This is a genomic window from Rhizobium sophoriradicis (assembly GCF_003939025.1).
Classification (GTDB): domain Bacteria; phylum Pseudomonadota; class Alphaproteobacteria; order Rhizobiales; family Rhizobiaceae; genus Rhizobium; species Rhizobium sophoriradicis.
Window position 1 is genome coordinate 155,987 of record NZ_RQIH01000006.1, and the last position, 12,365, is coordinate 168,351.

A 12,365-nucleotide genomic window follows, 5' to 3' on the forward strand; every position below is an offset into this window, starting at 1 on the left:
CGGCAACGTCTATTCCGCCAATGGCCTGACGCTCCTTCGCCGGACCATCCAGAAGCAATGCCCGGCGATCGCCGCCACCAGAATGCCGCCGCCAAGGAGCGTCATCGTCGCCGGCGTTTCCGCAAAGATCAGCCAGACCCAGATCGGGGCGAGGACGGTTTCGAGCAGGTAGAACATGCCGACCTCTGGGGCAGAGAGGTATCGCGGCCCGGTCGCCAGGCACCAAAAGGCGACGGGCATTACGATGGCGCCGTTGAGGAGGATCCATCCGGGATAGGCGACCGAGAGCCCCGAAGGCAGAGCTTGCGCAAGCCCGAGCGCGGCCGGCAGAATGGCCGCAAGCAACGGCACGAAGCCCATTTCCCGGCGTGAGGCGCGCCCGATTGTGATGGCCGCCGCAAGTATAAGCGCGCTGAGAATGGCCATAGCGTCGCCGAAGAAATGGCCGCTGGAAAGCCCCTCGCTCACGATCAGTCCGACGCCGACGATCATGAACAGCATGGCGATCAGCGTTGAGGGCTGCGGCTTCTCCTTGAGGAAAGTCCAGGAAAGAAGCGCGCCGAACATCGGGTTGAAGGCGACGATGAAGACGACGTTGGCTGTGGTCGTATTGAAGACTGCCAGCACGAAAGTGAGGGAGGAGAGGCCGTAGAGCAGACCGGCGAGCAGACCGGGCCGACCTGGAACGAGCACCGGCCATCTGCCTGAGGCGAGACGCATCGCGCCAAGGATGATGAGTGTGGCGAGAACCGTCGCAGCGCTTCGCACGCCCAGAATCGACCAGATATCGCCATCGCCAAGGCGCACGAGCGGGATATCCATGGAAAGCGCCAGCCCGCCGATTGCCGTCAGCAGCAGACCCTTCCGATGGTCGGAAAGAGCGGTGGACATTTCAGAGCCTTTCCTGGTCAGATTGAAGCATTCTGCCGGAGCAGGTTTTCGTCAGGGCAGAGGCGATTGGCGATGGGCATACCCCAAGGTACGTCCGAGCCGATCGCCTCTGATCCTGGCGGAAAGATGCCCGGCCCTTCGGGTTGGCTGAAACGGGCCGGCTGATCGACCGGCCGGCTTGGCCGTAGAACTGGGCTACGACGCGCGCCGGCCGGTCGACCGTCCGTCTCCGTTTGAGCCAACAGAATGCTTCGATCTGACCAGGAAAGGCTCTAATCCTGATTGCTTTCGCGCATGGAGGAGGGATCGAAACGCTCCCAGCCGCGCGGGGTCAGATGTTCCTGTGGCTGGAAGCGTGTCTTGTAGTCCATTTTCCGCGACCCTTGCACCCAGTAGCCAAGGTAGACATGCGGCAGGCCGAGCGCCCTGGTGCGCCTGATATGGTCGAGAATCATGAACGTGCCGAGCGAACGCCGCTCGAGCCCGGGATTGAAATAGGAATAGACCATCGACAACCCGTCGCTCATCGTATCGGTCAGCGCCGCGGCAAGCAGCTCGCCCTTCGGCCGCTCCTCCAGTCCGGAACCTTCCTCGCGCCGGCGGTATTCGACGATTCGCGTATTCACATGCGTGTCTTCTACCATGATCGCATAGTCGAGCACGGTCATATCGGACATGCCGCCCTGCTGGTGGCGGTAGTCGAGATAGCGTCGGAAGAGCGAATATTGTTCGCTGGAAGGCTGGGCGGTGAATTCGGTGGCGATGACGTCGGAATTGGCGGCAAGCACCCGCTTCATCGATTTCGTCGGTTCGAATTCCTGGGCGAGAATCCGCACGGAAACACAGGCGCGACAGGATTCGCAGGCCGGGCGGTAGGCGATGTTCTGCGAGCGGCGGAAACCGCCTTGTGTCAGGATGTCGTTCATCTCGGCCGCACGCGGGCCGACCAGATGAGTGAAGACCTTGCGCTCCATCTCATGCGGCAGATACGGACACGCAGCCGGAGCCGTCAGATAAAACTGCGGGGATGGCGTTGTCTGCGTATTCATTTGTCGCGGAAGTTTCCTTGTCGAGACAGTGCCGTTTTCTGACAGCATGACCTAAGAATAGAAAACGTCAACAGCCGGACGATTCCCGTCCTTCATTTCAGTCTTCTAAAGTTAAATATGGAGTGTCTGCAACAGGCGGCAAAGGGAAGGCGGAGACTTTATTTCATCCCCGCCGCGTTTCAAGCGGTGCGCACCGTCACCGTGCCGACCAGCAGGTCGTGAATCAGGCGGCTGCGTTCGATGAACAGGCCGGCGAGCAGGATGAGCGGCGTCAGCACCGAATTGAGGATCCAGAACAGCGCCAGATGCACGATCGCCGTCAGGAAATCCATCGGCCGCCCATCGACGCGCACGATCGCGATCCCCATCGCCCGCATGCCGAGCGATGCCTGGCTCGGTCCGCCGACGGTCAGGCCGAAGTAAATCCCGGCGACGATGACGAAGAGGGCAGGGTAGAGAAGGAAGCCGAGCCCGAGCGTGATGATCGACAGGAAGAACAGCACGATCGCTGCGGGGATCCACAGCAGCGCCACGATGAGGTAGTCGAGGATGAAGGCAAGGACACGGCGGCTCAACACGCCGCTATAGGCGCGCCAGTCCTCCGGTGCAGCAAAAAGCGGATTGGGGTTGTAGCTCATCTCGATCTCCTCTCGCAAAAGCGATGCCGCTGATATGGTATCGACGAAGCAAAATACAATCATCCGCATCGAAACCAGGAAATCGAGCAGGATGCCGGCCGAAAACCGCGCAGATTTCGGCCGTATGCTCGTACTCACCGTTTGCTGAGAATTCTCGCCACCTCGACTGCGAAATAGGTGAGGATGCCATCGCATCCCGCCCGCTTGAAGGACAGCAGCGTTTCCAGCATCGCCCGCTCGCCATCGATCCAGCCGTTCATCGCTGCCGCCTTGATCTGGCTATATTCGCCTGAAACCTGGTAGGCGAAGGTCGGCAGACCGAAAGCCTCTTTCATCCGCCAGCAGATATCGAGATAGGGCAGGCCGGGCTTGACCATCAGCATGTCGGCGCCTTCCTCGACGTCGAGGGCCGCATCGCGGATCGCTTCTGTGCCGTTGGCCGGGTCGATATAATAGGTCTTCTTGTCGCCCTTCAGCAGCCCCCCGGTCGAGATCGCCTCGCGATAAGGTCCATAGAAGGCGGAAGCGAATTTCGTCGCATAGCTCATGATACCGACGCTCTGGTGGCCGGCCGCGTCGAGTGCCATGCGGATCGCGCCGATGCGTCCGTCCATCATCTCCGACGGCGCGATGATGTCGGCGCCGGCATCCGCCTGCATCACGGCGGCGCGCGCCACCTGGTCGACGGTCTCGTCATTGACGATCTCGCCGTCTCTCAAGATTCCGTCATGGCCATGGCTGGTGAAGGGATCGAGCGCCACGTCGGTGATGACGCCGATATTGGGCACCGCCTTCTTGATCGCCGCCGTCGCCTGGTTGATCAGGTTATTGGCTTCGAGGCTGTTCGAGCCGGTCTCGTCGCGCAGTTCCATTTCGATGTTCGGAAAGGTGGCGAGCGCCGGAATGCCGAGGCCGGCCGCTTCGCGTGCGGCTTCGACGGCCTTGTCGATGCTCATGCGGTTGACGCCCGGCATGGCCTCGATTGGATCGACGATGCCGGAACCCGGCACGATGAAGATCGGCCAGATCAGGTCGTCGACGGTCAGCCGGTTCTCCTGCACCAGCCGGCGCGTCCAATCCGCCTTGCGGTTGCGCCGCATGCGGCGATGGCCGGTGATGTCGTCGACGAGATGCGTCCTGTCCTGCATGATATCTATCCCCAGCCCATTCCATTTATCGGAGCGCTCATTATCATGGCGCCCGGAAAATCCAAACCGGACGATTGGCCGCGGCGGAAAACACCTTATGACGATGTAACTGGAACCAAGTCTGCGCAATGGAAACCGATAGCCCGACGATCCCGAAACGCACGCTGGCGGATCTCCTCTTCATTCTCTTCCTGAGGCTGGTCGCCGTATCCTGCTTCTGGTTCGGCCTGCAATACTGGGCGATGCTCGTCGGTTATTCGCTGGTCGGCGCCGGCCGCTTCGATCTTTTGAGCCTGCCGTGGAAAGTGGCAAGCACCAGCCTGGCCGTGCTCTTCCCCGTCGCGTCCCTCGGTCTGTGGCTCACCGTCTCCTGGGGGCCGGTCATCTGGGTGCTGGCGGCCGGCGGCCAGGTCCTGATGTATGGCCTGCTGCCGGATATTTTCGGCCCCAACAAGCTGATCATCCTGCTGCATCTCATGGTCGCCGTCGTCTACTGCATTTTCCGCCTGCTGCTATGGCTGGAAAAGCGCCGGCACCGCCGCCAGGTAAGCGTTGATTTACCCTGAGACAACGTGGGGTTCCCAGTAAGGCTCCGTTAAGCCTGCGGTTTAAGTCGAATTTTATATGTATTCGATAGGGTCTCACTCAAGGCGGGAAGAAAACGACACCGCCAATCAAACAGTGAGGCAGTCAATATGAACACGAAAATCAAGCCGCAGGCGGTATCGAACTTCCGTGACCAGCAGGATCAGGGCATCCGTGATCTTTACATGGAATCCCTTCATCTTGTTGAACGTCTTCACCGTCGTCTTCTCGACGTCATCAAGGACGAGTTCGACCGTCAGGGCCGCAGCGACGTCAACGCCATCCAGGCGCTGCTCCTTTTCAACATCGGCAATTCCGAGCTGACCGCCGGCGAGCTGCGCTCGCGCGGCTACTATCTCGGCTCCAACGTTTCCTACAACGTCAAGAAGCTGGTCGATCTCGGCTTCATCAACCACCAGCGCTCGCGCATCGACCGCCGCTCGGTCCGCATCAGCCTGACAGAAACCGGCCAGGACATCGCCGAGACGGTGGCGAAGCTCTACGAACGGCACATCGCCTCTATCGACAAGGTCGGCGGAATCGGCACCGACGAGTTCACCCAGATGAACAAGCTGCTCCAGCGCCTCGACCGCTTCTGGAACGACTCGATCATGTATCGTCTCTAAAATCCCTGACCTCCTTTCAGGGTTGCAGAAAGCCGGACGTGTCCCTGCGCGTCCGGTTTTGCCGTTTGCCCGCGTGGCATCTTTGCAACGCAGGGCAGGGCAAGCGTTATCGCCTGTATTCAAGCCGTTTTTTAGCCGTTATTAACCGGCACCGTTTAGCCCGTCATGGTTCGTTGCGTCGTGTATCCGACATCCGGCGGTCTATCCTCCGAGCCGGTAACACGAATTGGCCATATTGGTGTGGCAGCGGAAGGTATAACAACCGGCGCTTGAACCGATCAGAGATTCCAGGCTGCATCGCATTCTTGTGATGAGACGGGCGGAGTTTTTTGATGCGCCGGGACAACGAGTGCACAGTGATCTGCGTTACGGCGCAGTGATATCGCAAAGAGCCGCGGCTTTCCTTTATCGCGGCATTCAGTGGTTGGGACTATGTCGAAGAAAAACGGAATTGAAGCTCTTTCGCGCCGCGCTTTCCTGGCGTCGGCGGCAACGGTTGGCGCCGGCGCGCTTGCTGCCGGACCTGCATTGGCGCAATCGGCGCTCGATGGGCTCCTGAATGCGCCGCGCCGCGGCAACTGGGACGACCAGTTCGACGCCAAGGCGGCTTCGCGCACGGCGACCGCCATCGTTTCCAACACGCCGATCCTCGGACCTCAATCGGTCGCCAGCGCCCAGCAGGCGATCATGCAGTATCAGCAGATCGCTGCCGCCGGCGGCTGGCCTGAAGTCAATCCCGGCGACCAGCGCCTGCAACTCGGCGTCAGCCATCCCGCCGTCCAGGCGCTGCGCCAGCGCCTGGCGATCACCGGCGACCTGCCGCGCGAAGCCGGCCTGTCGAGCGCCTTCGATTCCTATGTCGACGGCGCCGTCAAGCGCTTCCAGGCGCGTCACGGCCTGCCGGCCGATGGCGTTCTCGGCGAATTCACGCTGAAGGCGATGAACATCCCCGCCGATGTCCGCCTGCAGCAGCTCAACACCAATATCGTCCGTCTGCAGACCTTCCCCGAAGACTTGGGCCGCCGTCACCTGATGGTCAACATTCCGGCTGCCTATGTCGAGGCGGTTGAAGACGGCAGTGTCGCGACGCGTCATACCGCGGTTGTCGGCCGCTTGAGCCGCCCGACGCATCTTGTCAATTCGAAGATCTACGAGGTCATCCTCAATCCTTACTGGACGGCGCCGCGCTCGATCGTCGAGAAAGACATCATGCCGCTGATGCGGAAGGATCCGACCTATCTCGAAAAGAACGCCATCCGTCTGATCGACGGCAAGGGCAACGAAGTCGCCCCCGAGACCGTCGACTGGAACGGCGAGGCGCCGAACCTGATGTTCCGTCAGGACCCCGGCAAGATCAATGCCATGGCATCGACGAAGATCAACTTCTACAACAAGAACGGCGAGTACATGCACGACACGCCGCAGCAGGGCCTGTTCAACAAGCTGATGCGCTTCGAATCCTCGGGCTGCGTCCGCGTCCAGAACGTGCGCGACCTGACGAACTGGCTGCTGCGCGAGACCCCCGGCTGGAGCCGCCAGCAGATGGAGCAGGTGATCGCAAGCGGCGTCAACACGCCGATCAAGCTCGCGGCGGAAGTTCCGGTCTATTTCGTCTACATCTCCGCCTGGGGCATGCCCGACGGCATCGTCCAGTTCCGCGACGACATTTATCAGATGGACGGCAATGCCGAGCTGGCGCTCGATACCACGGCCGGCATGGAACAGCCGGTGCAATAAGCGGCGACCTCTGCATCGCCCCTCGAACCGCGCCCTCCCGGCGCGGTTTTTTATGTCGGCGAGGGGCGCTCTATCCCGTCGCCATCATTCACCGGCGGGGCGCTGTCGCAAAACGACTGGAGCGCGCGCTTTGCTCAGCAAATGTCGTTCTTCGTATTGCCCTTGCCACGGGGGAAGGCTAATACCTCAGCGCATTCCAGTTGAGGAGCCCGCCCATGACCAATGCTTCCACCGAATCCTTCTTCAATCGTTCGCTTTCGGACGTCGATCCCGAGATTTTCGGCGCGATCGGAAAGGAACTCGGTCGCCAACGGCACGAGATCGAACTGATCGCTTCCGAGAACATCGTTTCCCGCGCCGTGCTGGAAGCGCAGGGCTCCATCATGACCAACAAATATGCCGAGGGTTATCCGGGCAAGCGCTATTACGGCGGCTGCCAGTTCGTCGATATCGCCGAGGAGCTGGCGATCGAACGCGCCAAGAAGCTGTTCGGCGTCAATTTCGTCAACGTCCAGCCGAATTCCGGCTCGCAGATGAACCAGGCCGTGTTCCTGGCGCTGCTGCAGCCCGGCGATACCTTCATGGGTCTCGACCTGAATTCGGGCGGCCACCTCACGCATGGTTCGCCGGTCAACATGTCCGGCAAGTGGTTCAACGTCGTCTCCTACGGCGTGCGTGAAGGCGATAACCTGCTCGACATGGATGAGGTCGCCCGCAAGGCCGAACAGCACAAGCCGAAGCTGATCATCGCCGGCGGCACCGCCTATTCCCGCATCTGGGACTGGAAGCGCTTCCGCGAGATCGCCGACTCGGTCGGCGCCTATCTGATGGTCGATATGGCCCACATCGCCGGTCTCGTCGCCGGCGGCCAGCATCCCTCGCCGTTCCCGCATTGCCATGTCGCGACGACGACGACGCATAAGTCGCTGCGCGGTCCGCGCGGCGGCGTGATCCTCACCAATGAAGAGGATCTGGCCAAGAAGTTCAATTCGGCCGTCTTCCCCGGTCTGCAGGGTGGCCCGCTGATGCACATCATCGCCGCCAAGGCGGTCGCCTTCGGCGAGGCGCTGCAGCCTGAGTTCAAGGAATATGCCGCCCAGATCGTCAAGAACGCCCGGGCGCTGGCCGAAACGCTGATCGCTGGTGGTCTCGATGTCGTCTCCGGCGGCACCGACAACCACCTGATGCTCGTCGACCTGCGCAAGAAGAACGCCACCGGCAAACGCGCCGAGGCCGCTCTCGGCCGCGCCTACGTCACCTGCAACAAGAACGGCATTCCCTTCGACCCGGAAAAGCCCTTCGTCACCTCGGGCGTACGCCTGGGCGCGCCGGCTGGCACCACCCGCGGCTTCAAGGAAGCCGAATTCCGCGAAATCGGCAATCTGATCGTCGAGGTTCTCGACGGCTTGAAGGTTGCCAATTCCGACGAAGGCAATGCCGCTGTCGAAGCCGCCGTGCGCGGCAAAGTGGTCAACCTCACAGACCGCTTCCCAATGTATGACTACATGGGGTAAGGAGTAGCGATGCGCTGCCCCTATTGCGGTTCGGAAGATACTCAGGTCAAGGATTCGCGCCCGGCGGAGGACAACACGTCCATCCGCCGGCGGCGTATCTGTCCGGATTGCGGCGGCCGCTTCACCACCTTTGAGCGTGTGCAGCTGCGCGAGCTGATGGTCATCAAGAAGACCGGCCGCAAGGTACCTTTCGATCGCGACAAGCTGGTCCGCTCCTTCGAAGTGGCGCTGCGCAAACGCCCGGTCGAGCGCGACCGCATCGAACGCGCCGTCTCCGGCATCGTCCGCCGGCTGGAAAGCTCCGGCGAGACCGAAATCTCCTCCGAGCAGATCGGCCTGCAGGTGCTGGAAGCGATGAAAAGCCTCGACGATGTCGGCTTCGTGCGCTACGCGTCGGTCTACCGGGATTTCTCGCTGGCCGAGGATTTCGAAAAGGTCATTTCGGAAATCAACGCCAAGATCGCCCGCGACCCGCTGGACAGATGAGCCATGAGCATCACGCCGCATGACGAGAGTTTCATGGCGGCAGCGATCCGCCTGTCGCGCCGGCATCTCGGCCGCACCGCCACCAACCCTTCCGTCGGCTGCCTGATCGTCAAGGATGGCGTCGTCGTCGGCCAGGCGGTCACCGCCCTCGGCGGCCGCCCGCATGCCGAGCCGCAGGCGCTCGCCGAAGCCGGCGAGGCTGCCCGCGGCGGCACCGTCTATGTGACGCTCGAACCCTGCTCGCATCACGGCAAGACGCCGCCCTGTGCCGAGGCGCTCATCGCCTATGGCGTCGCCCGCGTCGTCATCAGCGTCACCGATCCCGATCCGCGGGTTTCCGGCCGCGGCATTTCCATGCTGCGCGACGCAGGTATCGAGGTTGATGCAGGTGTGCTGGAAGCCGAGGGCCGGCGTTCGCTGGCCGGTTATCTCACCCGCCAGACGAAGTCCCGGCCCTATGTGACTCTCAAGCTTGCCGTTTCTGCCGATGGTATGATCGGCCGTGCAGGGGAGGGACAGGTGGCGATCACCGGCCCGGAGGCCCGCGCCGAGGTACAGGCGCTGCGCGCCGAAACCGACGCGATCCTGGTCGGTATCGGCACCGCCATATCGGATGATCCGTTGCTGACGGTGCGGACACCGGGTCTGGAGGCGCAGTCGCCCATCCGCATCGTGCTCGATCCGTCGCTGGCCTTGCCGCTGACGAGCAAGCTGGTTGCGACGGCGCGGGACGTGCCGGTGATCTTGGTGGCGAGCGAGCAAGTGTGGCCTTTGTCGGCGGATGCGGAGGGTTTACCCCCCTCTGTCCTGGCGGACTACCGGGGTCGAGCCACGGGTCTCGATCCGTCCTTCGAACCCCCCACAAGGGGGGAGATGACCGGCAGGGCAGAGGGGGGTACCGCACCCGCCGACGCCACCGACCTGGACTCCCGTCGCGCCGCACTCGAAGCTGCCGGCGTCGAGATCGTCTATTGCAATCCCTATCATCCGGAAATCCTGCTGCCGGCGCTTGCGACACGCGGCATTTCTTCGCTTCTGGTCGAGGGCGGTGCCAAGACGGCGCGGCTTTTCCTCGAGGCCGGCCTTGTCGACCGCATCCAGCTTTACCAGGCGCCTGTCGTCATCGGCGAAGGCGGTATTGAATCGCCGCTGGCGAGAACCGACATACCATCGGGTTTTGCCCATATGGGCACGCAAATTTTCGGCCAAGATCGCCTGGACGAATACGAAAGAGGGCTTTGATGTTTACCGGAATAGTCACCGATGTCGGCACGGTCGAATCCGTTTCTCTGCTGAAGGAAGGCATCCGGCTGCGGGTCGCGACCGCCTATGATCCCAAGACGATCGACATGGGCGCCTCGATCTCCCATGCCGGCATCTGCCTGACCGTCACCGCACTTCCTGATGAAGGCAGCAACGGCCGCTGGTTCGAGGTCGAAGCCTGGGAAGAAGCGCTGCGGCTGACGACGATCGGTACCTGGCGGGAGGGCCGCCGCATCAACCTCGAACGGTCGCTGAAAATCGGCGATGAACTCGGCGGCCACATCGTTTCCGGCCATGTCGACGGCAAGGCGGAAATCCTTTCCGTGACATCGGAAGGCGACGCCACCCGCTACCGCCTGCGTGCACCCGAACATCTGGCAAAATTCGTCGCCCCCAAGGGCTCGATCGCGCTCGACGGCACCTCGCTGACGGTCAATGCGGTCGACGGCACCGATTTCGACGTCCTGCTCATCCGCCACACGCTTGAAGTCACCACCTGGGGCGAGCGCCAGGCCGGCGATTTCGTCAATTTCGAAGTGGACACGATGGCGCGTTACGCCGCTCGGCTGGCGGAATTCCCGAGCGCATAACTGAAATCACTGTCGATTTTCTATGTTATGCGCGGGTTCAAAGTGACAGTGCGTCTGGCCGCCCAGACTCACCAAACAGGCGAGAGCTTCGTCAGATACTGGCCGTAGGCGCTCTTGCCGAGCTTCTCTGCGAGCTTGGCGAGGTCGTCGTGCGAGATGTAACCCATGCGCCAGGCGACTTCTTCGGGGCAGGCGATCTTGAAGCCCTGGCGTTTTTCCAGCGTGCTAACGAAACCGGCGGCATCGTGCAGGCTATCCGGGGTGCCGGTGTCGAGCCAGGCATAGCCCCGGCCCATCAGCTCAACGAAAAGCTGGCCGCGCTCGAGATAGGCGCGGTTGACGTCGGTGATTTCCAATTCGCCGCGCGGCGATGGCTTCAGGTTGGCGGCGATATCGACCACCTGCTGGTCGTAGAAATAGAGGCCGGTCACCGCCCAGTTCGATTTTGGCGCTGTCGGCTTCTCTTCGATCGACAGCGCATTCATCTTTTCGTCAAAGCCGACAACGCCATAGCGTTCCGGGTCGGTGACGTGATAGGCGAACACGGTCGCGCCTTCCCGCCGACTCGTGCCGGATTTCATGATTTCCGGCAATCCGTGCCCGTAGAAGATATTGTCGCCGAGAACGAGCGCCGAACTGTCGCCGTGCAAGAAGTCGGCGCCGATGATGAAAGCCTGGGCGAGGCCGTCCGGGCTCGGCTGTACGGCATAGGTCAGCGAAATGCCCCATTGCGAGCCGTCGCCGAGCAGGCGTTTGAAGGCTTCGAGGTCGTGGGGCGTGGTGATGATCAGCAACTCCCTGATGCCAGCGAGCATGAGCGTCGTCAGCGGATAGTAAATCATCGGCTTGTCATAGACCGGCATCAACTGTTTCGAGACGGCCTGCGTGATCGGATGCAGACGCGTGCCCGTGCCGCCGGCAAGGATAATTCCCTTCATGCTTTCTCCTTAAAGACCTTTGTTCAAAAGGTCTTGCATGACGATTGTCATGGATTGCTTCCACTCGGGGAGCCGGATTCCATATGTTCTGGCGAGCTTGTCGCCGTTGAGGCGTGAATTGGCAGGACGCTGCGCCGGTGTCGGGTAGTCCGCCGTCGGGATGCGCTCGACGCCGATGGTTCTACCGCCGGATTTACGAAGCTCCGAGAATATCGCTTCGGCGAAATCCGCCCAGCTTGCTTCGCCGCTGCCGGTCAGGTGAAAGGTGCCGCGCAGCGATGGCGCAGGGTCCGCGACGATACGGGTCGCGATCGCAAGAATCGCGTCGGCGATGTCGAGTGCCGAGGTCGGGCATCCCCTCTGATCGGCGACGACGCGAAGATGATCGCGCGTCTCGGAAAGCCGCAGCATCGTTTTCAGGAAATTGGCGCCAAACGGCGAATAGACCCAGGCGGTGCGCAAGATGACTTGGTTCGGGTTCGCCGCCGCGACGGCTTTTTCGCCCGCGAGTTTCGAACGCCCGTAGACGGAGATGGGCCCCGTCGCATCCTCTTCGCAATAGGCGGAGGCCTTGTCGCCGCTGAACACGTAGTCGGTCGAAATGTGGATCACGGGGACCCCGATCCGCGCGGCAGCCTCGGCAACCGCGCCGGCGCCTGCCGCGTTGACGGAAAAGGCAAGCTCGGCTTCGCTCTCGGCCTTGTCGACCGCCGTATAGGCGGCGGCGGAGACGATCACATCCGGCCGCAGAGCCGAGAAGGCGGCTGCAATGCGTGCAGGATCCGAAAGGTCCATTTCCGGGCGGCCGACCGCAATGATTTCGACGCCCGTTTCGGCGCCGCGTCGGAGCAGCGACTGAACGACTTGGCCCTGTTTACCGGTGACGGCAATGCGCATCGC

General features: G+C 61.9%; 13 protein-coding genes. 7 read left to right on the top strand and 6 right to left on the bottom strand.

Annotation, left to right across the window (positions count from 1 at the left end; all coding sequences use genetic code 11):
• Nucleotides 1-9: 9 nt before the first annotated feature.
• The 4 genes from EFR00_RS11710 to hemB form a co-directional block, all read right to left on the bottom strand.
• Complete coding sequence (locus EFR00_RS11710) at nucleotides 10-891, bottom strand: DMT family transporter (RefSeq protein WP_077993239.1); 882 nt, start codon at nucleotides 889-891, stop codon at nucleotides 10-12.
• A 272-nt stretch (nucleotides 892-1,163) separates the two neighbouring features.
• Nucleotides 1,164-1,940: an arginyltransferase gene (locus EFR00_RS11720; protein ID WP_039618977.1), complete on the bottom strand. Its 777-nt coding sequence runs from the start codon at nucleotides 1,938-1,940 to the stop codon at nucleotides 1,164-1,166.
• 179 nt (nucleotides 1,941-2,119) lie between these two features.
• On the bottom strand, nucleotides 2,120-2,578 hold the full coding sequence (locus tag EFR00_RS11725; RefSeq protein WP_009994177.1) for an RDD family protein: 459 nt from the start codon (nucleotides 2,576-2,578) through the stop codon (nucleotides 2,120-2,122).
• A gap of 134 nt (nucleotides 2,579-2,712) precedes the next feature.
• Nucleotides 2,713-3,726 carry a porphobilinogen synthase gene (gene hemB / locus EFR00_RS11730; protein WP_077993241.1) on the bottom strand — a complete coding sequence of 338 codons (1,014 nt, stop codon included), beginning with the start codon at nucleotides 3,724-3,726 and terminating at the stop codon, nucleotides 2,713-2,715.
• A gap of 128 nt (nucleotides 3,727-3,854) precedes the next feature.
• Between hemB and EFR00_RS11735 the strand changes: the two genes are divergently transcribed.
• The 7 genes from EFR00_RS11735 (at nucleotide 3,855) to EFR00_RS11765 (ending at nucleotide 10,527) form a co-directional block, all read left to right on the top strand.
• Entirely contained in the window at nucleotides 3,855-4,292 is a 438-nt protein-coding gene (locus EFR00_RS11735) for a DUF6163 family protein (protein ID WP_039623170.1), read from the top strand.
• Nucleotides 4,293-4,421: 129 nt separating this feature from the next.
• Nucleotides 4,422-4,937 carry a transcriptional regulator LdtR gene (ldtR, locus tag EFR00_RS11740; protein ID WP_004673822.1) on the top strand — a complete coding sequence of 172 codons (516 nt, stop codon included), beginning with the start codon at nucleotides 4,422-4,424 and terminating at the stop codon, nucleotides 4,935-4,937.
• Nucleotides 4,938-5,369: 432 nt separating this feature from the next.
• Nucleotides 5,370-6,674, top strand: a complete 1,305-nt coding sequence (locus tag EFR00_RS11745) for a L,D-transpeptidase family protein (RefSeq protein WP_077993243.1) — start codon at nucleotides 5,370-5,372, stop codon at nucleotides 6,672-6,674.
• A gap of 215 nt (nucleotides 6,675-6,889) precedes the next feature.
• Nucleotides 6,890-8,188: a serine hydroxymethyltransferase gene (gene glyA, locus EFR00_RS11750; protein WP_077993245.1), complete on the top strand. Its 1,299-nt coding sequence runs from the start codon at nucleotides 6,890-6,892 to the stop codon at nucleotides 8,186-8,188.
• Between the two features lie 9 nt (nucleotides 8,189-8,197).
• A complete protein-coding gene (nrdR, locus tag EFR00_RS11755; protein ID WP_003547190.1) occupies nucleotides 8,198-8,674 on the top strand; it encodes a transcriptional regulator NrdR in 477 nt (158 codons plus the stop codon).
• A 3-nt stretch (nucleotides 8,675-8,677) separates the two neighbouring features.
• Nucleotides 8,678-9,916, top strand: coding sequence for a bifunctional diaminohydroxyphosphoribosylaminopyrimidine deaminase/5-amino-6-(5-phosphoribosylamino)uracil reductase RibD (ribD, locus tag EFR00_RS11760; protein ID WP_077993247.1), 1,239 nt, complete (start codon nucleotides 8,678-8,680; stop codon nucleotides 9,914-9,916).
• On the top strand, nucleotides 9,916-10,527 hold the full coding sequence (locus EFR00_RS11765; protein ID WP_009995785.1) for a riboflavin synthase: 612 nt from the start codon (nucleotides 9,916-9,918) through the stop codon (nucleotides 10,525-10,527). Before ribD ends, EFR00_RS11765 begins: the two co-directional genes overlap by 1 nt.
• Before the next feature lie 68 nt (nucleotides 10,528-10,595).
• Here EFR00_RS11765 and rfbA read toward each other — a convergent pair whose 3' ends face one another.
• Both rfbA and rfbD read right to left on the bottom strand, forming a co-directional pair.
• Nucleotides 10,596-11,465, bottom strand: a complete 870-nt coding sequence (gene rfbA, locus EFR00_RS11770; protein WP_009995786.1) for a glucose-1-phosphate thymidylyltransferase RfbA — start codon at nucleotides 11,463-11,465, stop codon at nucleotides 10,596-10,598.
• Nucleotides 11,466-11,474: 9 nt separating this feature from the next.
• On the bottom strand, nucleotides 11,475-12,362 hold the full coding sequence (gene rfbD / locus EFR00_RS11775) for a dTDP-4-dehydrorhamnose reductase (RefSeq protein WP_077993251.1): 888 nt from the start codon (nucleotides 12,360-12,362) through the stop codon (nucleotides 11,475-11,477).
• Between the last annotated feature and the right edge of the window lie 3 nt (nucleotides 12,363-12,365).